At 68.7% G+C, this 20,384-nt stretch carries 24 protein-coding genes; 10 read left to right on the top strand and 14 right to left on the bottom strand.

What is annotated here, in order from left to right:
- Nucleotides 1-118: 118 nt before the first annotated feature.
- From QE452_RS14860 to QE452_RS14845, 4 genes are all read left to right on the top strand, one after another.
- Nucleotides 119-1,861 (top strand): long-chain fatty acid--CoA ligase, encoded by a 1,743-nt coding sequence (locus QE452_RS14860; RefSeq protein ID WP_309730326.1) that lies wholly within the window; start codon nt 119-121, stop codon nt 1,859-1,861.
- A complete protein-coding gene (locus QE452_RS14855) occupies nt 1,833-2,246 on the top strand; it encodes a MerR family DNA-binding transcriptional regulator (RefSeq protein ID WP_184114550.1) in 414 nt (137 codons plus the stop codon). The genes QE452_RS14860 and QE452_RS14855 overlap by 29 nt, the downstream gene beginning before the upstream one ends.
- Before the next feature lie 362 nt (nt 2,247-2,608).
- On the top strand, nt 2,609-2,737 hold the full coding sequence (locus QE452_RS14850) for a hypothetical protein (RefSeq protein ID WP_309659480.1): 129 nt from the start codon (nt 2,609-2,611) through the stop codon (nt 2,735-2,737).
- Nucleotides 2,738-2,877: 140 nt separating this feature from the next.
- On the top strand, nt 2,878-4,869 hold the full coding sequence (locus tag QE452_RS14845; protein WP_309659481.1) for a TonB-dependent receptor domain-containing protein: 1,992 nt from the start codon (nt 2,878-2,880) through the stop codon (nt 4,867-4,869).
- A gap of 28 nt (nt 4,870-4,897) precedes the next feature.
- Here the strand turns inward: QE452_RS14845 and QE452_RS14840 are convergent, their stop codons facing one another.
- The 13 genes from QE452_RS14840 to flgB form a co-directional block, all read right to left on the bottom strand.
- Complete coding sequence (locus QE452_RS14840) at nt 4,898-5,806, bottom strand: flagellar motor protein MotB (RefSeq protein ID WP_309659482.1); 909 nt, start codon at nt 5,804-5,806, stop codon at nt 4,898-4,900.
- 1 nt (nt 5,807) lies between these two features.
- Nucleotides 5,808-6,671, bottom strand: coding sequence for a flagellar motor stator protein MotA (gene motA, locus QE452_RS14835; RefSeq protein ID WP_125995976.1), 864 nt, complete (start codon nt 6,669-6,671; stop codon nt 5,808-5,810).
- A gap of 183 nt (nt 6,672-6,854) precedes the next feature.
- Nucleotides 6,855-7,757, bottom strand: coding sequence for a flagellar hook-associated protein 3 (locus tag QE452_RS14830; protein ID WP_309659483.1), 903 nt, complete (start codon nt 7,755-7,757; stop codon nt 6,855-6,857).
- Entirely contained in the window at nt 7,757-9,094 is a 1,338-nt protein-coding gene (gene flgK, locus QE452_RS14825) for a flagellar hook-associated protein FlgK (protein ID WP_309659484.1), read from the bottom strand. Before flgK ends, QE452_RS14830 begins: the two co-directional genes overlap by 1 nt.
- 9 nt (nt 9,095-9,103) lie before the next feature.
- On the bottom strand, nt 9,104-9,427 hold the full coding sequence (locus QE452_RS14820; protein WP_309659485.1) for a rod-binding protein: 324 nt from the start codon (nt 9,425-9,427) through the stop codon (nt 9,104-9,106).
- Entirely contained in the window at nt 9,424-10,518 is a 1,095-nt protein-coding gene (locus QE452_RS14815) for a flagellar basal body P-ring protein FlgI (RefSeq protein WP_125995974.1), read from the bottom strand. Before QE452_RS14815 ends, QE452_RS14820 begins: the two co-directional genes overlap by 4 nt.
- A gap of 56 nt (nt 10,519-10,574) precedes the next feature.
- Nucleotides 10,575-11,252, bottom strand: a complete 678-nt coding sequence (locus tag QE452_RS14810; RefSeq protein WP_309659486.1) for a flagellar basal body L-ring protein FlgH — start codon at nt 11,250-11,252, stop codon at nt 10,575-10,577.
- A gap of 15 nt (nt 11,253-11,267) precedes the next feature.
- The gene (flgG, locus tag QE452_RS14805; protein WP_125995972.1) at nt 11,268-12,056 is read right to left on the bottom strand and encodes a flagellar basal-body rod protein FlgG; all 789 of its coding nucleotides are present in this window, start codon (nt 12,054-12,056) and stop codon (nt 11,268-11,270) included.
- Between the two features lie 10 nt (nt 12,057-12,066).
- Nucleotides 12,067-12,816, bottom strand: a complete 750-nt coding sequence (locus QE452_RS14800) for a flagellar basal body rod protein FlgF (protein WP_309659487.1) — start codon at nt 12,814-12,816, stop codon at nt 12,067-12,069.
- Nucleotides 12,817-12,840: 24 nt separating this feature from the next.
- Nucleotides 12,841-14,109: a flagellar hook protein FlgE gene (locus QE452_RS14795; RefSeq protein ID WP_309659488.1), complete on the bottom strand. Its 1,269-nt coding sequence runs from the start codon at nt 14,107-14,109 to the stop codon at nt 12,841-12,843.
- 23 nt (nt 14,110-14,132) lie between these two features.
- Nucleotides 14,133-14,816: a flagellar hook capping FlgD N-terminal domain-containing protein gene (locus tag QE452_RS14790; protein WP_309659489.1), complete on the bottom strand. Its 684-nt coding sequence runs from the start codon at nt 14,814-14,816 to the stop codon at nt 14,133-14,135.
- Nucleotides 14,817-14,818: 2 nt separating this feature from the next.
- Entirely contained in the window at nt 14,819-15,226 is a 408-nt protein-coding gene (flgC, locus tag QE452_RS14785; RefSeq protein ID WP_125995968.1) for a flagellar basal body rod protein FlgC, read from the bottom strand.
- A 3-nt stretch (nt 15,227-15,229) separates the two neighbouring features.
- A complete protein-coding gene (flgB, locus tag QE452_RS14780; RefSeq protein ID WP_309659490.1) occupies nt 15,230-15,574 on the bottom strand; it encodes a flagellar basal body rod protein FlgB in 345 nt (114 codons plus the stop codon).
- 349 nt (nt 15,575-15,923) lie between these two features.
- Here flgB and QE452_RS14775 point away from each other — a divergent pair, with 349 nt between their 5' ends.
- From QE452_RS14775 to QE452_RS14750, 6 genes are all read left to right on the top strand, one after another.
- Nucleotides 15,924-16,556, top strand: coding sequence for a MotA/TolQ/ExbB proton channel family protein (locus QE452_RS14775; RefSeq protein WP_309659491.1), 633 nt, complete (start codon nt 15,924-15,926; stop codon nt 16,554-16,556).
- Nucleotides 16,553-17,044, top strand: coding sequence for a flagellar motor protein MotB (locus QE452_RS14770; RefSeq protein WP_309659492.1), 492 nt, complete (start codon nt 16,553-16,555; stop codon nt 17,042-17,044). The genes QE452_RS14775 and QE452_RS14770 overlap by 4 nt, the downstream gene beginning before the upstream one ends.
- Nucleotides 17,041-17,556, top strand: a complete 516-nt coding sequence (locus QE452_RS14765; RefSeq protein ID WP_309659493.1) for a flagella basal body P-ring formation protein FlgA — start codon at nt 17,041-17,043, stop codon at nt 17,554-17,556. Before QE452_RS14770 ends, QE452_RS14765 begins: the two co-directional genes overlap by 4 nt.
- Before the next feature lie 69 nt (nt 17,557-17,625).
- Nucleotides 17,626-17,922, top strand: coding sequence for a flagellar biosynthesis anti-sigma factor FlgM (flgM, locus tag QE452_RS14760; protein WP_309659494.1), 297 nt, complete (start codon nt 17,626-17,628; stop codon nt 17,920-17,922).
- Nucleotides 17,909-18,214 (top strand): flagellar protein FlgN, encoded by a 306-nt coding sequence (locus QE452_RS14755; RefSeq protein WP_125995962.1) that lies wholly within the window; start codon nt 17,909-17,911, stop codon nt 18,212-18,214. Before flgM ends, QE452_RS14755 begins: the two co-directional genes overlap by 14 nt.
- A gap of 74 nt (nt 18,215-18,288) precedes the next feature.
- Nucleotides 18,289-19,746, top strand: coding sequence for a hypothetical protein (locus QE452_RS14750; protein ID WP_309730323.1), 1,458 nt, complete (start codon nt 18,289-18,291; stop codon nt 19,744-19,746).
- Here the strand turns inward: QE452_RS14750 and QE452_RS14745 are convergent.
- Nucleotides 19,694-20,329 (bottom strand): DedA family protein, encoded by a 636-nt coding sequence (locus QE452_RS14745; RefSeq protein WP_125995961.1) that lies wholly within the window; start codon nt 20,327-20,329, stop codon nt 19,694-19,696. The genes QE452_RS14750 and QE452_RS14745 overlap by 53 nt on opposite strands.
- Between the last annotated feature and the right edge of the window lie 55 nt (nt 20,330-20,384).

Below are 20,384 nucleotides of genomic sequence, written 5' to 3'. Positions count from 1 at the left end.
TGCTCCGGCCGCAGCCGCTTGGGCTTGCGGTATGTCCTATAGGTGCGATAGCTTCCCATTACGTCAAGTGGTGCAGACGGACAATATGTCCGATGCTCGGGATGGAGAGGATGCGAGGATGAACGGAATCGCGACAGGCACGGCGGATGCGGGGAATGGCCTGAACGGGGGTCTTGCACCCGCGATCAAGCAGGGCGCGCCGCTCGACGTGCGACCGCGATTGCTGGGCGCCCTGCTCGACGATTCGGTCCGGCGTTTCGGCGACCGCGCGGCGATCGACTTCATGGGCCGGATCACCCGCTGGGGCGAACTGGGCGCGGCGGTCGACCGGGCGGCGGCGGGGCTGCAATCCTTGGGAGTGGTGAAGGGAACGCGCGTCGCGCTCTGCCTGCCCAACACGCCCTATTACCCCATCCTGTTCTTCGCGACGCTCAAGGTCGGCGGCATCGTCGTCAACGTCAACCCGCTCTATGTCGAGCGCGAGCTGCACCATCTGATCGCGGATTCGGGCGCGGAGATCATCGTCACCTGCGACCTGGCCGAGATCCAGGCGCGCGTGCTCAAGGTGGCGGGCGAGACGATGCTGCGCCATGTCGTCAGCTGCCCGATCGCCGACGCGCTGCCGTTCGCGAAGCGGATCGGCTATCGGCTGGTCAAGCGCCGCGAGATCGGCCGCGCGCCCCGCGACGCGCGGCACCTCTACTTTCGCGACCTGATGGCGCGCGGCGCGACCCCCAGCCCGGTCGCGGTCGCGCCCGACGAAGTGGCGGTGCTGCAATATACCGGCGGCACCACCGGCGTGCCCAAAGCGGCGATGCTGAGCCACGCCAATCTGGTGTCGAACGCCGATGCGATGGTCGCGCATGTCGGCGGCGAGGCGGCGGAGCAGGACCGGGTGCTGGGCGTGCTGCCGCTGTTCCACGTCTTCGCGCTGACCAACGTCCTCACCTTCTCGGCGCGAACGGGGGCGGAGATGATCCTGCTGCCCCGGTTCGAGCTGAAGCAGCTGCTCGCCACGCTGAAGCGGACGCGGCCGACCTATTTCCCGGCGGTGCCGACCATCTACAACGCGCTCGCCAATCTGCCCGAGGGCGAGCGGCCCGACCTGTCGGCGATCAAGGTCTGCATCTCGGGCGGCGCGCCGCTGCCGATCGAGGTGCGCCACGCCTTCGAACATCATACCCGCGCCAAGCTGGTCGAGGGGTACGGCCTGTCGGAGGCGTCGCCGATCATCACTTGCAACCCGTTCGAGGGCGTGAACAAGGAGGGCTCGGCCGGCCTGCCCTTTCCCGGCACGACGATCGAGATTCGCGACCGCGAGAATCCGACGCGCATCGTCGCGACCGGCGAGAAGGGCGAGATTTGCGCGCGCGGGCCTCAGGTGATGGCCGGCTATTGGCACAAGCCCGCCGAGACCGAGGCGGTGTTCGCCGACGGCGCGCTGCGCACCGGCGATGTCGGCTATCTCGACGCCGACGGCTATCTGTTCATCGTCGACCGGATCAAGGACATGATCCTGTGCGGCGGCTACAATGTCTATCCGCGCGTGATCGAGGAGGCGCTGTACGAGCATCCCGAGGTCGCCGAGGCGGTGGTGATCGGCGTCGCCGACCGCTATCGCGGCCAGGCGCCCAAGGCGTTCGTGACGCTGACCCCCGGCGCATCCGCGACGGCGGAGGGGTTGCGCGACTTCCTGCGCGACAAGATCAGCAAGATCGAGCTTCCGCGCGAGGTGGAAATCCGCGAAAGCCTGCCCAAGACGTTGATCGGCAAGCTGTCCAAGAAGGAGCTGGTCGAGGAAGAGGTCGCGCGGGCGGCGCGGTCGGGGGACAATGGGGGAGCGGCCGGTGAGCCAAGATGATCGGGACCTGCGCGGCATCCAGGAGGTGGCGACCAGCCTGGGCGTGACGCAGCGCACCCTGCGCTTCTACGAGGATCGCGGGCTGATCCAGCCGCTGCGCATCGGTTCGACCCGCGTCTATACGCGGCGCGACACGGCGCGGATGCAGTTGATCCTGCGCGGCAAGCGGCTGGGCTTCTCGCTGCGCGAGATCGAGGAGTTCCTCGACCTGTACGATGCCGATCCGCAGCATGTGGAGCAGATGCGCCGCCTGGCCGGCCGCTGTCGCGAGCGCATCGACGAACTGGAGGCGCAACGCCACGCCATCGACCAGACGCTGGTCGAACTGGCGACGATCGAGCGCGAGGCGCTGGCGCGGATCGAGGAGCCGGTGGCCGGGGGGTGAGGGGCGCCTGTACTGGAAAGGCGCGATGCCGGTTCGAACGGCATCGGCAAACGCTGTGTCCGGCTATCGCGTCGCATCACCCGAGGGTAGAGGGGGCGGCCTGGACCCCATCGGATACGGTATGAACGATATACTAACAAAATCCTTCGACACGCCGATCGACCTGTATCGCAAACTCCGAGCATTATGGTCCGCCGAAACCGCCAGCCCTCCGGAAAGCTGGTCCGCTGAAAACCCTGCGAAAAACCATTGCAGCGTTACGGCGTTGATCGTGCAGGATCATTTCGGGGGAGATATCCTCGCTAACCAAGACCGTTGGCGGCACGCACTTCTACAATCGCATTGACGGTACGCGGTGGGATTTGACGGTCAGTCAGTTTGCCGAGCCCATCCCGTTCGACGACATTCCGTCGTCGCGCGATGCGGCGATGCGCGACACGACCCCGCAAAAATATCAAACCATTACACAGCGCCTCCAGGCATCGCTCTGATCGTGTAGGCCGCGCTCGCGTCCCGAGCGCGGCCCCATGCCAACCCGGAGATGAAATCTACGTTATTTTGTAGTTGATACCGGTTCGCATCCGCATTAGCGGGAACGCGTTGGGAGAGGCTCATTCCGTAGGGGGAATTCATGCTGCCTAACCGTTTCCCGCGTCCGTCGACGCGGTCCTATTCTGCTGTCCTGTCGCTGGCGGCCATGATCGTCGCGACGTCGGCACAGGCGCAAAGCACCACGCCGACCGCGTCCGAGACCGGCGGCGGCGACGATATCGTCGTGACCGCCACCGGCTTTCAACAGAAGCAGGAGGATGCGCCGGCCTCGGTCACGGTCATCGACGGCGCGGACCTGCGCCGCCGCGCGATCCATAACCTGGCCGACGCCGTGCGCGACGTGGAGGGTGTTGTCGTCAACGGCAACGCCAACGAACGCGACATCCAGATGCGCGGCATGCCGGGCGACTATACGCTGATCCTGGTCGACGGCCGGCGGCAGAGCGCGCGCGAATCGCGGGTCAACGGCAATCGCGGCTATGAGCAGAGCCTGACCCCGCCCGCCGCCGCGATCGAGCGGATCGAGGTGGTGCGCGGACCGATGTCGTCGCTCTACGGCTCGGACGCGATCGGCGGCGTCATCAACGTCATCACCCGCCGACCGACGCCGGTGTGGAGCGGCACCCTGTCCTACGACTATTCGCTGCGCCAGCATGGCGACCAGGGCAATGAAGGTTTCGTACAGGGCTATATCAGCGGGCCAGTGATCGGCGGGCTGCTGGGCGTACAGGCCTGGAGCAGCTATCTGGGCCGCGCGGCGGACGACAATGTCCTGGTCACCAATGGCTTCGCCCGCGCGCGCAACCGCAGCGCGACCGGACGCGCGGTGCTGACCCCGGCGGCGAACCAGGAACTGATCCTGGAGGGCGGCGTGTCGCGCCTGCGCAACGGGCAGGGCATCAGCCCCAATTGGTCGACGCGCCAGCAGGACAATAACCGCGACTATTGGTCGCTGATGCACAATGGCCGCTGGGGCCGGCTCGCCTCCTTCCTGTCCTATCTGGACGAGACGTCGAGCCGCGAAGGACTGGCGACCCCCGCCCAGACCGATGTCTTCGGACGCCGGCCGGAGGTGCGCAACCAGGTGTTCGACGCCAAGCTGGTCCTGCCGACCACCCGCAACACCACCACCATCGGCGTGCAATGGCTGCGCACCGGCCTGCGCGACTGGAACCAGGCCAATCGCGGCAAGCCCAACGAGCGGGAATATGAGCGCTATTCCGTGGTCCAGCGCGGCATCTTCGCGGAGACGGAATGGCGGGTCCTGCCGGGGCTGAGCCTGACCGGCGGCATCCGGCTGGACGATCACCAGAAATATGGCCAGCACGTCAATCCGCGCGCCTATGCCGTGTGGCATGTCACCGACCGCTGGACGCTGAAGGGCGGCGTCGCCCGCGGCTTCAAGGCGCCCGAGCTGCGCGCGGTCATCCCCGACTATGCCGTGGTCCGGCGCAACCGCTTCGTTCAGTTCGGCAATCCCGACCTGAAGCCGGAGAGCAGCACCAATTACGAAGCGACCGCCATGTGGTCGAATCGAAGCGGTATTTCGGCGGGCGCGACGATCTTCTACAATGATTTCCGCGACCAGCTGTCGACGGTGACCACCAGCCGGCGCTGGGAGGGGTTGCAGGTGCTCGACCGAATCAATGTCAACCGCGCGTCGATCCTGGGCGTCGAGGTGAGCGGACGCTGGCGGATCGATCCCGCCTTCTCGGTGCGCGGCAACATGACCTATCTCGATTCCGAGCAGAAGAGCGGCCCGAACAAGGGTGCGCCGCTGGCCCTGACGCCGAAATGGAAGGGCAATGTGCGCGGCGACTGGGACCTCAGCCAGGCGACGCGGCTGTGGACCTCGATCAACTATTATGGTCGCGAATATCAGGCGCTGATCACCGGCGGGTCCGCCCCCGCCTATCTGACGGCGGACCTGCTGGGCAGCCATGACCTGGGCCGCGGGTTCCGGGTCCAGGGCGGCATCTACAATGTCGGCGACAAGCGGTTGGACGATGCGACCTATGGCACCGTCAATTACGGCCGGACCTTCTGGATGGGCGTGTCCGCCAACTTCTGAGGCGCACCGGACGTCGATCGGGCCCCGCTCACTGCCCGAACACGCCCCGTCGATAGAGCAAGGTGATCGCCACCCGGCGGTTGCGGGGGTCGGCGGGGTTGTTGGCGATCATCGGCTCGCGGTCGGCGACGCCCTCGATCCGGTCGAACCGCGCCTCGGGGATGCCGCCCAGCGCCAGGCGGCGGCGGGTCGCCTCGGCGCGGCCGGTGGCGAGCATCCAGTTGTTCATCGCGCGCGGGTCGCCATAGGGCACGCTGTCGGTATGGCCGCGGATCATGATCGGGTTGCCCATCGGCGCGATCGACTGGGCGATCATGCCGATCAGATCGCCCGCGCGCCCGTCCAGCACCGTCGTGCCGCTGCCGAACATCGAATAATCCGCATCGTCGACCAGGTCGATGCGCAGGCCGTCGGCGGTGCGGACGAAGCGGATATGGTTGGCGAGCCTGGCGAGCTGCTTCGACCCGGCGATCTTGGCCATCACCTGGCGGCGCATCGCCTCGAAGGATTTCAGATCCTCGGCGCGGCTGGCCGGCGTGCTGCGCAGCGAGCCCTTCTTGCCCAGGCCGCTTTCCGGCCCCTGCTGCTCGATCGGCGCGGCCAGGCCCATCGACGCGACGCGCGCGGCGGCGGCCTTGGGTCCCAGCTTGTTGTTCGACATCAGCGATTCGCCGCCGAGCAGGCCCGAGCCGCCGATGCCGATCGCATGCGTGTCGATCAAGGTCGGCGCGAAATAGTCGGCGATGCCCTTGCGCTGCTTCTCGGTCGTGGCGCCGAGCAGCCAGAGCAGCAGGAAGAACGCCATCATCGCGGTCACGAAATCGGCATAGGCGACCTTCCACGCGCCGCCATGATGGCCGCCGCCGCCCTCGATATAGATCTTCTTGACGATGATCTTGGGCGGGATGTTGTGGCCGTGCGGTGCCGCTTTCGCCATGTTACTTGCCCCTCAGCCCGTCGAACACCTCGGCGAAGCCGGGCTGGTTCTTGTGCGCGATGCCGGCGCGCGCCGCCTCGATCACCAGGGGCTGCGGATGGCCGTGGAGCGAGGCGATGATGATCTGCTTCACCACGTCATAGATGGCGGCGTCGGCGTCGATCACCTGCTTCAGCCGGCCCGCCAGCGGCGAGACGATGCCATAGGCGAGCAGCACGCCCATGAAGGTGCCGACCAGCGCCGACCCGATCATCCCGCCCAGCACCGAGGGCGGCTTGTCGATCGAGCCCATCGTCTTCACGATGCCCAGCACCGCCGCGACGATGCCGAGCGCGGGCAGCGAATCGGCCAGGCTGGTCAGCGTGTGCTGCGGCCCCTCCACCTCGTGGTGGTGGGTCTTGATCGCATGGTCCATCACGTCCTCGACCGCATGGACGTCGAGCGTGCCCGACGACACCACCACCAGCCGCAGCGTGTCGGCGATCATCGCGATCAGCGTATGGTCCTTCAACAGCTTGGGATATTCGGCGAAGACGGCGGAGGAGGCGGGGTCCTCGACATGCGGCTCCACCGCGATCGGCCCCTCCATGCGCAGCATCTTCATCAGCTTCGACACCAGGAAGATGGTGTCGAGATAATCCTGCTTCTTGTATTTCGGGCCCTTGAACACCTTGGCCAGGCCGCCGCCCATCGCCTTCAGCTCGGCGCCCGAATTGCCGATGATGAGCGCGCCCGCCGCCGCGCCGCCGATGATGAGCATCTCGTGCGGGATCGCCTCCATGACGGGGCCGAGCGCGCCGCCCGTGAAGGCGAAGCCGCCGAACACCATGACGAGCAGGACCACGAGGCCGATGGCTGGAAACATGAACGCGACACCCCCGGTATCCGGCCAAGGCCGGCTTGATGTTCAACGGGTTAACCGGACTTCCTCGCCAATCCGTTACCGCCCGGAAAAATTTGCCGGGTGCCCGGCACCCAATTCCCCTTCGACGCGGCGCGCGCGATGACGATCCGGGGTCAGGGGACCGTCATGCTGGTGCCAAATGACTCAGCGCAGATAATCGAACAGCGACAGGCCGGACAATTTGGTGAAGCTGGCCTGGGTCGCCGACAGCGCGGTCATCAGCTGCTGCAATTCGATCACCGCCGAGGTCACGTCGGTATCCTCCAGCTTGGAGCGCAGGTCGCCGCGATCGGTATTGGCGGTGGTTGCCAGCGACTGTTGCAGCTCGACCCGCGCCGATCGCGCGCCGATCGACGCCTGGACCAGCGACACCTGGTCGGTCGCGGCGCTGATCTTGTCGAGCGCGGCATTGGCGGCGCTGCCGTCGGTGGCATTGTCCTTTAGCGCGGCGGCGAGATCGGACAGCATCTTCAGCGTGTCGGTGCCGTCGGCCTGGGTGAAGATGCGCGCGGCGCTCTCGGTCGCCTGCACGCTCTGGCCATCGGCGATCGGCACTTCGGACACGTTGATCGGCGCATAGGTGAAGCCGCCGCCGGTATTCTGCACCACGGCGGGCGTGCCGTCCGGCGTGCCGAACAACGGCTGGCCGCGCACGTTGCGCGTATTGGCCAGGCCGGCGATCGCGCCGACGATCGACTCCAGCTCGGTGCCGATGATCTTGCGCGTCTCGGAATTCTGGGTGCCGGTCGCCGCCTGGGTGGTCAGTTCGCGCGCGCGCTGGAGCTGGGTGGCGATCTGGCCCAGCACGCCGTCCGCCTGGGTCAGGAGCGATCCGGCAAGCGTCATGTTCGCGCCGTAGGCGGCGGCGTCGCTGTCCTTGCGCGTCAGTTCGGCGAGCTGCTGCGCCACCGCCGGGTCCTGCGACGGGGTGGTGATCCGCTTGCCGGTGGCGATCTCGGTCTGCAACGTCTGCGCGCGCGCCGACATGGACGACAGGCGTCGCGCATTGCTGTCGTAAAAGCTGGCGGTGGAAAGCTGCACGCCCATCAGCGAATATCCAATATGGTCTGGAGGGTGTCGCGCGCGATCTGGATGACGCGGCTGGAGGCCTGATACGCCTGTTGATAGCGCATCAACTCCACCGCCTCGCTGTCCAGATTGACGCCGGTGGTGCTGGTCAGCGCCGACATCGCGCCGTCGCGGATCGCGCCCTGCGCGGCGGCGATGGTGTTGCGCTGGTCGAGCGTGCTGGCATTGTTGGTGATCGTCGCGGTCAGCGAGGCTTCCCAGCCCTTCGCCCCGCGAAGCCCCTCCAAATCGGTCAGCTTGCTCGAGTCGCGCCTGCCCCCGCCCGGATCGGCCGCCGCGATCTGCGCGCCGCTGGTCAGGGCGACGGCGATGTCGGTGGGCCGGCCGCCGACCGTGAACATCGCCTGCCCGGCGGTGCCGGTCTGGTCCTCGCCCGCCTTCTGGTTGGCGTTGACCCGGGCCACGAAGTCGGCGGCGACATCCTCCACCTTCTCGCGCGCGGCCGAGACGCGCTGCGCCCCGTCGACGATGCCGGCGAGCGCGCCGCCGCTGGGCGACAGGATGCCGACCCCGCCGTTCATCGACACGGCCAGCACGACCTCGCCCTTGGCCCGTTGATAGGCGACCGCCCCGGACAGGTTCTGGTTGACGAAGGCCTGGCCGTTCGCACCGCCCAGCTTGACGTTGGTGCGGCCGAGCGAGTCGGTGGTCACGTCGATATCGACGATCGCGCTCATCTGGTCGAGGATCTGGTCGCGCTGGTCGGTCAGCTGCGCGGCGGCGGCGGTGTTGGGCGTGGTGCGGCCCAGGCCGTCATTGATCTGGACCAGCGCGCGGCCCAGCGCGTTGAGCTGCGTCGTCGCCTGGCGGCCGGCCGCGTCCATGTCCTGGTCGATCTGGTCGAACGACTGGCCGGTGGCGGTGAAGGCGATGCCGAGCGACTCGGCGGCGCTCAGCATCCCCTGGCGCAGCGCGGTGGAGTCGGGTTCGGCGGCCAGCGTATTGGCGCTGCCGAAGAAGCCGGTCATGCGCGCCGACAATTCGTTGCCGGTCAGCGTCTTCTCGATCCGGTCGAGCCATTGCACGCCCGCCGTGGTGCGCGACAGGTCGGCGGAGGCGCTCCGCACCGCCTGGCTGGCATAGACGTCGGTGGAACGGACGATGCCGGTCATCAGCACGCCATTGCCCGCCGCCGGTACATCGACCAGCCCGGCGCCCGCGCCCATTTCGGTCAGCCGCACGCTGCGCCGGACATAGCCGGCCGCGCCCGAATTGGCGATGTTCTCGCCGGTCACGGACAGCGCGCTCTGATAGGCGCGGACGCCCGAGGCGCCGATGGACAGGAGGTCGCTCATGACCCGCCCTTATCGTTCGGGAGTCTTAAGATCGGCTTGCGATTTCGCCAGGAACTCGCGCATCGCTTTACCAATTCCCAAGGGCGTATGCTCGGCCATCGCCTTGACGGTCATCTGGTCCTGCATGTCGCGGAAGGTGTCGAGCGCCTTGCTGTCGAACAGCGGGTCGGCCAGCTTGGCCTGGCGCATCGACTTCAGCATCATGCCGGTGAAGACCGATTCGAACTGCTTGGCCGCCTTGTCGAGATTGGCGCCCGTCGCCAGCCGCCGCGCATCGGCGGGGCCGGTCGAGGCGGTGGTGGCGAGCGGTGCGGGCGTGGTGATGTCGGTCACAGGACGATCAGCTCCGCCTTGAGCGCGCCGGCTTCCTTCAGCGCCTCCAGGATGGCGACCAGGTCGGCGGGCGATGCGCCGATCGCGTTCACCGCCTTCACCACATCGGCGAGACGCGGACCGGGGGCGAGCAGGAACATCGGCTTCTTCTCCTCGTCGATCGCGACGTTGGACTTGCGCTCCAGCGCGGTCTGGCCCTGGCTGAAGGGGGCGGGCTGGCTGATCCGCTGATTCTCGTCGATCCGCACCGTCAGCTTGCCATGGGTGACGGCGGCGGGGCCGACGCGGACGGCGGAATTGATGACGACGGTGCCGGTGCGCGCGTTGACGATCACCTTGGCGGGCGGCTCGGCGGAGACGACGTCGAGATTCTCGATCATCGACATCAGCGTTGCGCGCCGGTCCGCGCCGGTCGGCGCGCGCACCGCGATCGACACCGCGTCGATCGCCTCGGCCACGCCCAAGCCCAGCTTCTGGTTGATCGCGCCCGCGACATTCTGCGCGGTGGTGAAATCGGCGCGCGCCAGGTTGAAGGTGAGGGTGGGGGCGGTGTCGAAGCCGGTGGCGACCGCGCGCTCGACGGTCGCGCCCTCGGGAATGCGGCCGGTCGAGGGGACGTTGACGACGATCTTCGACCCGTCCGCGCCCTCCGCGCCGAGGCCCCCGACCGCCAGATTGCCCTGCGCCATCGCATAGATCTGTCCGTCGGCACCTAGCAGCGGCGTCAGGATCAGACTGCCGCCGCGCAGGCTCTTGGCCTTGCCCATCGAGGCGACGGTGATGTCCAGCCGCTGGCCCGGCTTGGCGAAGGGCGGCAGCTCGGCGGTGATCATCACCACCGCCGCATTCTTCATCCCCGGATTGGCGTTGGGCGGCAGTTGCAGGCCGAAGCGCGAGGCGACCGCCTTCAGCGACTGGACCGTATAGTCCAGATTGTCGTCGCCGGTGCCGGGCAGGCCGACGACCACGCCGTAACCGGTCAACTGGTTCGAGCGGATCCCCTGGAACCCGCCCAGATCCTTGATCCGGTCGGCGGTCGCCGGGGTGGCGAGGATGAGCGCGGCGAGCGCGGCGAAAAAGACTCGGAGCATGGCGGCAAGTTTTGCCGGGTGCTTGGTTATCAAAGCGTTAGCGATCGGCGGCCGCATCAGAACGGACTCACCACCGAGAAGAAGCGCGACAGCCAGCCCTGGCGGCTGGCGCGGGCCACGTCGCCCTTGCCGGTATAGGCGATCTGCGCATCCGCCACGCGCGTCGACAGCACGCGGTTCTCGCGATCGACATCGGCGGTGCGGACGATCCCCTTGATCCGGACATATTCGTCGCCGCGGTTGAGCGTCAGGCGCTTCTGCCCCTGCACCAGCATCGTGCCGTTGGGATAGACCTCGGCCACCGTCACCGACACCTCGCCCGACAGCGAATTGGCCTGGTCGGCCGCGCCCGTGCCGTTGAAGGCGCGGGCGCCGCTGGCGGTGGCGGAGGAGGGCGGGAACAGGTTGAGCAGGCCGGTGGCCGGCGGCGTGATCCGGCCCGATCCCTGGCTGTCGAGCTTGGAGGAGGCGGATTTGGACGCCGCCGTCTGCTCGACCAGCACGATGGTCAGCGGATCGCCGACCCGGCGCGCGCGCCAGCCCTCGTACAGCGCGGCATAGCCCTGCGACGCGGCGAAGATCGAGCCGGTCGCCGGCTCCAGCACGACGGGCGGGGCCGCGCGCGCGGCGGAGAAATCCTCCGGCGGGGCCTTCTTGCCGAACAGCCCGGCCTGCGAGGGCGCGGGCGCGAGGGCGAGCACGACGATCGGCACGAGCGCGAGGCGAGGTGACATGGGCTGGCGTCCCGATCAGAGGTTCTGGTTGACGTATTTCAGCATGTCGTCGGCCGCCGAGATCATCTTGCTGTTGACCTCATAGGCGCGCTGAGTCTCGATCATGTCGACCAGTTCCTCGACGACATTGACGTTCGAGGCCTCCAGCGACCCCTGGCGCACCTTGCCGCGCCCATCCAGGCCGGCGACGCCCAGGTTCGCCGCACCGGACGCGGCGGTCTCGGTCAGGTAATTGTCGCCGGTTGCCTGCAGGCCGCTGGCATTGGGGAAGCTGGCGACCTGGATCTGCCCGAGCTGGGTCGGCTCGTTCTGCCCCGGCACGGTGGCCGAGACGGTGCCGTCGGTGCCGATCGTGATCGCGGTGGCGTTCTCCGGGATCGTGATGCCGGGCTGGACCTGATAGCCCTCGCTGGTCACCAGCAGCCCCTCCGCCGAGCGGGAGAAATTGCCGGCGCGCGTATAGCCGAGCGTGCCGCCGGGCAGCTGCACCTGGAAATAGCCGTCGCCGTCCAGCGCCAGGTCCAGGCTGTTGCCGGTCTGCTGCATCGACCCCTGCGTGTCGATCCGCGCGGTCCCCTGCACCTTCACGCCGGTGCCGAGGTTGAGGCCGGTGGCATAGCGCGTCTCGGCGGTAGACTGCGCACCCGGCGTCGTCACCACCTGATAGGAGAGCGTCTCGAAATTGGCGCGGTCGCGCTTGAAGCCGGTCGTGTTGACGTTGGCCAGGTTGTTCGAGATGACGCGCATCCGCATGTCCTGGGCGTCGAGCCCGGTGCGCGCGATGTGCATGGCGGCGTTGGTCATGGTTCTTCCCTCAGCTCGGCAGACGCAGCAGCGAGGTGCTGCTCTCGTCCATGTCCTTGGTGGACTTCATCAGATTGGCGGTGACTTCGTAGCTCCGCTGGTTCTCGATCATGTCGACCAGCGCCTGGGTCATGTTGACGTTGGACCCCTCCAGCGCACCGCCCTGCACGCGCGCGTCGAGATCCTCGGGCAGCGTGCCGCCGCCCCGGACATAGAGCAGATTGTCCAGCCCCTTGACCGTGTCGGTGCCCTTGGCCGACGCCAGTTTGAGCTTGTCGACGATCTGCGTCTGCGTGGCGTCCGCGCCCTGCGGCACGATCGTGATGCTGCCATCCGCGCCGATCGACACGGAGGAGGCGGGCGGCAGCGTGATCGGCCCGGACTGGCCCATGACGATATGGCCGTCGCCGGTCTGGAGCACGCCCGAGGGCGCGATCTCCAGGTCGCCGCGCCGCGTATAGGCTTCCTGCCCGTCGGCGGCCTGCACCGCGATCCAGGCATCGCCCGACACCGCCACGTCGAGCGGGCGGCCGGTCTGCTGGATCGCGCCGGCGGTGCGATCGGCATCGGTCACTTCCTCGGCGCTCGGCATCCGCGCCGCGATCTGCGCGCCGCCGCCCTTCAGCTCGATGCGGTCGAACACCACCCGGTCGGCGCGGAAGCCGGTGGTGGAGCCGTTCGCCATATTGTTGGCGATCGCCGCCTGCGCCGCCATGTGCGCGCGCAGGCCCGTCGCCGCGGTATAGACCAGCTTGTCCACCCCGTACCTCCCTTACGCGTCCGATCAGGTGCGGATGTTGAAGATCGTCTGCGAGATCTGGCTGGCGGTATCGAGCGCCTTGGCGTTCGCCTGGAAGTCGCGCTGCGCCGCGATCAGGTTGACCAGTTCCTCGGTGATGTCGACGTTCGACCGCTCGATCGTGCCGCTCATCAGGTTGCCGAAACCATTGGCCCCGGCCGCGCCCAGCTTCGCCTCGCCCGACACGCCGGTCGACTGCCAATAGCTGGAGCCGAGCTGGCGCAACCCCTCGGGGTTGGAGAAATTGGCGAGCATCACCTGGCCCAGCGCCTGGGTGTCGCCGTTCGAGAAGCTGGCCTTGACCAGCCCGGTCTCGTCGATCGACACGCCCTGGATCTGGCCGACCGGCTTGCCGTCCTGGCCGCGATCGGTGACGTTGAAGGGCTGCGACAGCTGCGTCGTGTCGACGCCGAACTGGAAGCCGAACTGCTGCGGCGCGGTCGCGCCCGCCGTGGTGAACTCGTCATAGGGGATCTGCGTCACCGGGTCGGTGATCGCGCCCGACGCGTTGAAGCTCAGCGTCGTGGCCTCCGCGCCCTTGCTGGTCAGCTGCTTGTCGCCGACGAAGCTGTAGACCTTCCAGGTGGAGCCGTCATTGGCGGTCTGCGGCGTCGTCTCGCGCACGAAATAGTTGGTCAGCGTCATCGCGTTGCCGGCGGTGTCGTAGATGGTGGTCTGCGCCGACTGGTTGTAGCTAGACGGATCGAACCGATCGAACGCCTTGGCGGTCGGGATCGACGCATTGGCGTTGAGGTTGAGCGACATGGTGACGTTCTTGGTCGGCACCGCGACGCCGCTGGTGGCGGGCAGCTGGAGGCTGGTCGCGGAGTCGATGCCGGTCGCGACCACCGCGCCCGACCCGTCGACCGGATAGACCTGGAGATGCCCGCCCTGCGAGTCGACGACATAGCGGCTGGAATCGACGAAGAAGCCGCCATTGCGCGTGAAGTTCACCTTCGCGCCGCCGACCTCCGGCTTCACCACGAAGAAGCCGTCGCCGGACACGGCGAGGTCGAGCGAATTGGCCGACTGGATCAGGTTGCCCTGGCCGAACTGCTGGCGGTTCGCCTTGACCACGGTGCCCGAGCCGACCTGCTGCGCCGGGTTGAGCGACACCGAGGAGGCGATGACGTCGGCGAATTCGGTGCGGCTCTTCTTGAAGCCGTTGGTCGCGACGTTCGCCAGGTTGTGCGAGATGGTCGACATCTCCGACTGCGACGCCTGGAGACCGGAGAGCGAGGTGTAGAAGGACATGGGATTGCTCCTGGAAAAGGGGCTCAGCCGATCTGGCGAACGGCGCTGACGGGGACTTCGCCGAGACCGGGAAGCGTGAGGACGGTGGTACCGCTGGTGGTCGAGACCGAACCGACCGGCGCCCAGACGAGGTTGGTGGCGGGCACGGTCTTGCCCGCCGACTGGGCCGCGACGGTGACGGTGAAGGGGCCGCTGCCCGCCTCGCCGCCGTCCTGCGTCTTGCCGTCCCAGTCATAGGCGACGGTGCCCTTGGGGCTTGCCCCCAGGTCCATCTGCTTCAGCACGTTGCCGCTCGGGTCGGCGATGCTGACGGTGACGCGCGAGGCGGCGTCGCCCAGCTCGACCGCGCCGGTCAGCCCGCCGCCGGTGCGGCCATAGGCAGTGGCGCCCGGCGTCTGCACGGTCTTGCCGATATAGGCCATGGCGTCCGAGGCGGTGGTCGCGCCCAGCTTGTCCTGGATCGCCTTCAGCGTCGTCGACATCTCGGAAATGCCGGCGAGCGAGGAGAATTGCGCCATCTGCGCGACCATCTGGGTATTGTCGACCGGGTTGAACGGGTCCTGGTTCTGCATCTGCGCGGTCATCAGCTTCAGGAAGTCCGACTGGCCGAGCGCGGTGGAGGCGTTGGGCTTGACGGTCGCGGCGCTGCTGCTGCGCGAGATGCCGAGGCCGGCGAGCGTGGAGTCGAAAGCGGTGGAGGTCGTCATCGTCAGCGCCCGAGCTTGAGGGTGTCGATGATCAGCGACTTGGCGGTCTGCATCACCTCGACATTGTTCTGGTAGCTGCGCGCGGTCTCCATCATGTCGACCAGTTCGCGCGATTCATCGACCGCCGCGTCGAAGACGTTGCCGTCCTTGTCGGCCATCGGATTGGCGGGGTCGTAGCGCTTGGTCGGCGCTTCGCCCGCGGTCACGACCTTCTCGACATCGACGGTCGCCATGCCGCTGGCGGCGTCGAAGCTGGTGCGGAACACCGGCTTCATCGTGCGATAGGCCGCCTCGGCGGAGCCGGCGGCATTGCCGACATTGGCCAGGTTCGACGCGGTGGTGTTCATCCGCACGAGCTGCGCCGACATGGCGCGGCCCGAGACCTGGAAGATGGAGAGCGGGTTGGACATGGCTTATTCGCCCTTCAGCGCGCGGGTGACCTGGGCGATGCGGCCGTTCAGGAAGGAGAGCGTCGTCTGATACTGGACGGCATTCTCGGCGAAGGCGGTCTGTTCCTCGTTCAGTTCGACCGTGTTGCCGTCCATCGAGGTCTGGAGCGGCACGCGATATTTCATCGCGCCCGCGACCCCGCCCTGGTTGCCGCCCTCCATCGACGACAGCGCCGCGCCGAAATCGATGTCGCGCGCCTTGAAGCCGGGGGTGGAGGCGTTGGCGATGTTCGACGCCAGCACGCCCATGCGCTGCGACCGTATCTGGAGCGCGGCTCCATGTACGCCGAACAATGTGTCTGCTGCCACGATGGCCTCCCTCACGCCCGGATTGGCGTTTGGGACGGACTAAGCAATGGTCGTGCCAGTTTGTGGAGGCGGCCGCTTTTTCCCTTCTGGTTCCCCGGCGCAGGCCGGGGCCCGGTTGGGGAACGATGGTGACGACGCTCGGCGCTCCGTGACAACGACCTTCCCAATCGGGCCCCGGCCTTCGTCGAGGAACGGCAGGGGCGGGTTGGCGGACGGAGCGGCAGGAATTTGCCGGTCGGCGGCAATCGGCGGGGCGGCAGCATTGCCGGTGGGCAGGCAAGTCACGGTCACATAATCGGAAACCCCGCTTGGCCCGATCCTTGCTGATCCACCCGCGATGGAATTCGCGATGTTCTTCGATCCGGTCGCCCTGGCGATCGTCGGCGGCGGCACGACCCTTGCCGCCCTGCTGCGTACGCCGCTTCGCGACGCCGCGCGCGGGATACGCGCGCTCGCCACGCTGGCGCGCACGCCGTTCGCCGCCGAGCCGCTGCTCCAGCAGGTCGCCGCCCTGTCGCGGATCGCGCGGCGGCATGGGGTGATGGCGCTCGACCGTTCGGTGCTGACCGACCCCGATGTCGCCGCCGCCGTCGCCGCGATCGTCGACGGCGCGGACAGCGAGGCGGTGGCGCTGCTGGTCGCGGATCGCCGCCGCACCCGGGCCGAGCGGCATTGCGCGGCGGCGGAACTCTGGGCGGCGGCGGCGGAAGCGGCACCGGCGATGGGCATGGTCGGCACGCTGATCGGCCTGGCGCGCATGTTCGCCGCCATGGACGATGTCGCGACGATCGGCGCCGGCATGGCGGTGGCGCTGCTCGCCACGCTCTATGGCGCGGTGCTCGCCAATCTGGTGCTGCAACCGATCGCCGGCCGTCTGCGCGGCGCGGCACGGGCCGAGGCGTTCGAACGCGCCCGACTGGAGGCGCCGCTGGTGGCGCTCGCCCGGCGCGAGGCCCCGCTGGCGCTGGCGAGCGTGGCATGACCGACTTTCCCGAACGAATCCCCGGCCGGCCGCTCTGGCTGGTGACGCTGGCCGATCTGGCGCTGTTGCTGCTCGGCTTCTTCGTGCTGCTGCAGGCCGGAAAGGTCGATCCCGCGCGACTGGCGCATGGCGTCCGCGCCGGCTTCGACGCCGAGGCGCCGCCACTGCCCGTCGCGGCGATGCGGATCGATGGCTTCGCGCCCCGCTCGGCGGCGCTGCCCGGTGCCGCGCGCGGGGTGCGCGAATGGGCCCGCGCGGCGTTGGCCGATCCGCGCGTGTCGATCACCGTCACCGGCGGGGCGGGGGCGGCCGCCACCGATGTCGATCCCGCGACCGGTTCGCCCGCGCTCCTCGCCGCCGATCGCGCCCGCGCCGTCGCCGCGCAAGTCGCCCCGCTCGATCCCGCCCGCGTGTCGGTCGCCACCGCGACCGGGCCCGCCGCCGTCACCCTCACCCTCGCCTTCACCGGCGAAAGGACCCACCCATGATCGTCGCCCTGCTGCTCGCCGCCGCCGCTCCCGCCGCCTTTCAGGATATCGCCGCGCTCGACCGCGCGGTCGCCGGCTTCACCGGACATGCGCTGGGCGAGGAGGGCGGCGCACGCACCCCGATCGACGCGCGCCTGCGGCTGCGCGCCTGCCCGATGGCGGCGATCGCCTGGCGCAGCGATGCGCATGACGCGGTGACGATCTCCTGCACCGGTCCCGACTGGCGGCTGTTCGTGCCGGTCCGTCGCAGCGTGCCGGTGGCGAACGTCGCCGCCGCCGCCGCCGCGCCGCGCGTCGTCCCTCCGGTCAAGGCGGAGCCGGTGATCCGGCGCGGCGACCCGGTGGTGATCGAGGCGGGGTCGGAGGGCTTCGCGATCAGCCGCGAGGGCGTGGCGATGGCCGATGCCGCGCCCGGCGCGCGCTTCCTGGTCCGGGTGGAGGACGCCAAGGCGCCCGTGCAGGCGATGGCGCTTGCGGCCGGCCGGGCGACGCTGCCGGGCTGGGGTGACTGAATCTTTTCGCTAAAGCCGGCGCGCGACCGGCCGTTTCCTGGCTTGTCGGTGTAACCCGAAAGGCTGGACATGGTGGACTCGATTGGTTGGAAGGCAGGTGGGACGTCGCGGATCACCGCTTCGGCCCCCATCGCGCCCGTCGCGAAGGTGGTGACCAGTGCGTCGCCCGAACCCGCCGCCGTGCCCGTCGCCACGGAATCGACGCGCCTCGCCAAGTCGATGGCCGCCACGCCGCCGGTCGATACCGACCGCGTCGCCCAGATCCGCCGGGCGATCGCGGACGGCAAGTTCCCGCTATCCCCCTCGACCATCGCCGATCGGCTGATCGCGCTCAAGCTGGAGTGGAAGTCCAATGAACAGGCGTGACGCGCTCGTCCGGGTGATCGAGGCCCTTCATGCCGAGATCGCCGCGCTGAAGGCGAACGACGCGCGCGCGCTGGAGCGGGCGACCGCCGACAAGCTGTCCGGCATCGACGCGGTCGCCGCGGCGGGCACCGGTCCGGCCGGCATCGACCTGCGCGAGCTGGCCGAGGAAGCGCAGCGGCTGAACGAGACGTGCCGCATCTATGTCAACCTGCTGGCGGCCAATACCCGCCGCCGCCTGCAAGGCCTGACCGGCGACAGCTTCGCCGGCCACCGCATGTCCGCCTTCGCATAGGCGGCACCGCCCTTTACCCTCGCCGGCCGGGCGGATAGCCATGCTGCCGAGCGAAATCGCGGGGGCAGGGCGTGGTGGATCGAGGAACGACGGCACCGCGCGGCGTCCGGGCGCTGCTGTTCCTGCTGGTCTGGCTGTCGGTCGCCTGGTTCGGATCGTGGGAGCTCAATCCCAATAACGCCACGCGGATGTTCGCCGCGCTCAGCCTGGTCGAACAGGGCGATGCGACGATCGACGAATATGCGCCGCTGACGATCGACAAGGCGCAGTTCGGCCCCCACGCCTATCTCGACAAGGCGCCCGGCATGACGCTGACGGCGCTGCCCGCCGTCGCGATCGTCGACCGGTGGAGCGGCACGACCGCCGCCGGACAGAATCTCTCCTTCTACGATCCGACCCTCGCCCGCTTCCTGCGCCTCCGGATGCGCGTCGCGGTGGCGACGGGGCCGGCATGGCTGACCGCATTGGCGGCGGTGCTGCTGTTCGACTGGGGCATGGCGCTGACCGGCCAGGCGGGGGCGGGACTGGTCGCGGCTTTGGGCTATGCGCTGGGCACGCCGATCTGGGGATGGTCGGGCACGATCACCGGCCATGCGGTGGTGGCGGCGCTCTATGTCATCGCCGGATGGTGCCTGTGGCGCGCGACCGGGCCGGGCGAGCGCCGCGTCGGACTGGCGCTGGCCGGCGGCATGGCGCTGGGCTGGGCGGTGGTAGTCGAGTATCAGGCGGTGCTGGCGGGCGGCGCGATCGCGCTCTGGGCGGCGGCGCGCGCCTGGCCACGCGCCGATCGCTGGCGCGTGCTGGGGCTCGCGGCGCTGGGCGGCGTGGCGATGCTGGTGCCGCTGGCCCTCTACAACCTGCTCGCCTTCGGGACGCCGTTCCGAATCGCCTATGCCGGGGTGACCGGTTTCGCGGGCATGCAGCAGGGGCTGTTCGGCCTGACCTGGCCCCGGCCCAAGGTGCTGCTGGAGATCGTGCTGGGCGACCGACGCGGCCTGGTCTGGGTCGCGCCGATCCTGGTGCTTGGCGTGCCGGGGCTGGCGCGGCTGGCGGACGATGGGCGGACGCGCGGGCTCGCCGCCATGGCGGGTGGCGTGGTGGCGATCGTGCTGCTGGTCAACGCCGCCTATTTCTATTGGGACGGCGGCAATTCCACCGGGCCGCGCCATGCCGTGCCGGCGATCGGGATGCTCGCGCTGGGGCTGGCGCCCTTCTGGGCGGAGCGGGGGCGGTGGGGGCGGGTCGCGACCGCCGCGCTGCTGGCGCTGTCGATGGCGGTCAACCTCGTCATCGCCGCTGCCGACATCTTCGCGCCGCCGGACTATCGCTGGCCCGTCTGGACCTATGTGATCGAGCAGCGCTTCCGCCCCGGCGCGTTGCAGACCTGGCCCGGCGAATGGCTGGGCTGGTCGGCGTGGAGCGGCCTGTCCGCCTATCTGGCGGTCGCGCTGCCGCTGATGGCGGTGCTGCTCTGGCGGGTCAGGCGCGGTTCTTGCGGATCCCCCGCACCCGGTGCCAGACATAGAGGCTGATCGCCGCGACCAGCACCAGCCCGATGGCGAGGTCCGCCTGGTGGAAGGCGGCCTTCAGGCGCGGATCGCTGTTCCACTTGTCGCCCAGCGTCATGCCGACCCAGGCCAGTCCCAGGCAGAAGGGCCAGGAGCCGATGAAGGTATAAAGGTGGAAGGGGATCAGCGGCATCCGCGCGACCCCGGCCGGAAAGGCGATGAAGGTACGGATCACCGGCAGCAACCGGCCGATCAGCACCGCCGCCGGGCCCCAGCGGCGGAAGAAACGGTCGGCCGCATCCAGTTCGTCCGCGCCGATCAGCAGGTAGCGGCCCCAGCGTTCCGCCACCGGCCGGCCGCCGCGCTTGCCGACTTCATAGGCGACGATCGAGCCGAGATTGCAGCCGATCGCGCCCGCCGTCGCGGCCAGGAACAGGTCGAACCGTCCGGTCGACACCAGATAGCCGGCGAACGGCATGATGAGTTCGGAGGGGAGCGGGATGCACGCGCTCTCGATCGCCATCAGCAGCGCGATGCCCCAATAGCCGCCGCCCGAGATCACCGCGATGACGAACGCGGCGAGCGTCCCCAATATCTTTTCGACCATGGCCCGCCGCTTGGCCGAGCGCGCCCAAGGGGTCAATCCGCATCCGGGCATCGGG

The sequence above is a fragment of the Sphingomonas sp. SORGH_AS_0438 genome, assembly GCF_031453475.1.
Lineage (GTDB): Bacteria > Pseudomonadota > Alphaproteobacteria > Sphingomonadales > Sphingomonadaceae > Sphingomonas.
Note: the sequence above shows the minus strand (reverse complement) of the source record. Positions and strands in the feature narration are given on the sequence as shown.

Coding starts and splice junctions, on each gene's coding strand:
- flgC (WP_125995968.1), bottom strand. CDS start 15,226: ATGTCCAACCCGCTCTCCATCTTCCAGGTCTCGGGCCGCGCCATGTCG.
- flgG (WP_125995972.1), bottom strand. CDS start 12,056: ATGACCAACGCCGCCATGCACATCGCGCGCACCGGGCTCGACGCCCAG.
- flgK (WP_309659484.1), bottom strand. CDS start 9,094: ATGAGCGACCTCCTGTCCATCGGCGCCTCGGGCGTCCGCGCCTATCAG.
- QE452_RS14810 (WP_309659486.1), bottom strand. CDS start 11,252: ATGTCACCTCGCCTCGCGCTCGTGCCGATCGTCGTGCTCGCCCTCGCG.
- QE452_RS14770 (WP_309659492.1), top strand. CDS start 16,553: ATGACCGACTTTCCCGAACGAATCCCCGGCCGGCCGCTCTGGCTGGTG.
- QE452_RS14830 (WP_309659483.1), bottom strand. CDS start 7,757: ATGGGCGTGCAGCTTTCCACCGCCAGCTTTTACGACAGCAATGCGCGA.
- motA (WP_125995976.1), bottom strand. CDS start 6,671: ATGTTTCCAGCCATCGGCCTCGTGGTCCTGCTCGTCATGGTGTTCGGC.
- flgM (WP_309659494.1), top strand. CDS start 17,626: ATGGTGGACTCGATTGGTTGGAAGGCAGGTGGGACGTCGCGGATCACC.
- QE452_RS14840 (WP_309659482.1), bottom strand. CDS start 5,806: ATGGCGAAAGCGGCACCGCACGGCCACAACATCCCGCCCAAGATCATC.
- QE452_RS14860 (WP_309730326.1), top strand. CDS start 119: ATGAACGGAATCGCGACAGGCACGGCGGATGCGGGGAATGGCCTGAAC.
- QE452_RS14845 (WP_309659481.1), top strand. CDS start 2,878: ATGCTGCCTAACCGTTTCCCGCGTCCGTCGACGCGGTCCTATTCTGCT.
- QE452_RS14775 (WP_309659491.1), top strand. CDS start 15,924: ATGTTCTTCGATCCGGTCGCCCTGGCGATCGTCGGCGGCGGCACGACC.
- QE452_RS14795 (WP_309659488.1), bottom strand. CDS start 14,109: ATGTCCTTCTACACCTCGCTCTCCGGTCTCCAGGCGTCGCAGTCGGAG.
- QE452_RS14745 (WP_125995961.1), bottom strand. CDS start 20,329: ATGGTCGAAAAGATATTGGGGACGCTCGCCGCGTTCGTCATCGCGGTG.
- QE452_RS14790 (WP_309659489.1), bottom strand. CDS start 14,816: ATGACGACCTCCACCGCTTTCGACTCCACGCTCGCCGGCCTCGGCATC.
- QE452_RS14755 (WP_125995962.1), top strand. CDS start 17,909: ATGAACAGGCGTGACGCGCTCGTCCGGGTGATCGAGGCCCTTCATGCC.
- QE452_RS14765 (WP_309659493.1), top strand. CDS start 17,041: ATGATCGTCGCCCTGCTGCTCGCCGCCGCCGCTCCCGCCGCCTTTCAG.
- QE452_RS14855 (WP_184114550.1), top strand. CDS start 1,833: ATGGGGGAGCGGCCGGTGAGCCAAGATGATCGGGACCTGCGCGGCATC.
- QE452_RS14815 (WP_125995974.1), bottom strand. CDS start 10,518: ATGCTCCGAGTCTTTTTCGCCGCGCTCGCCGCGCTCATCCTCGCCACC.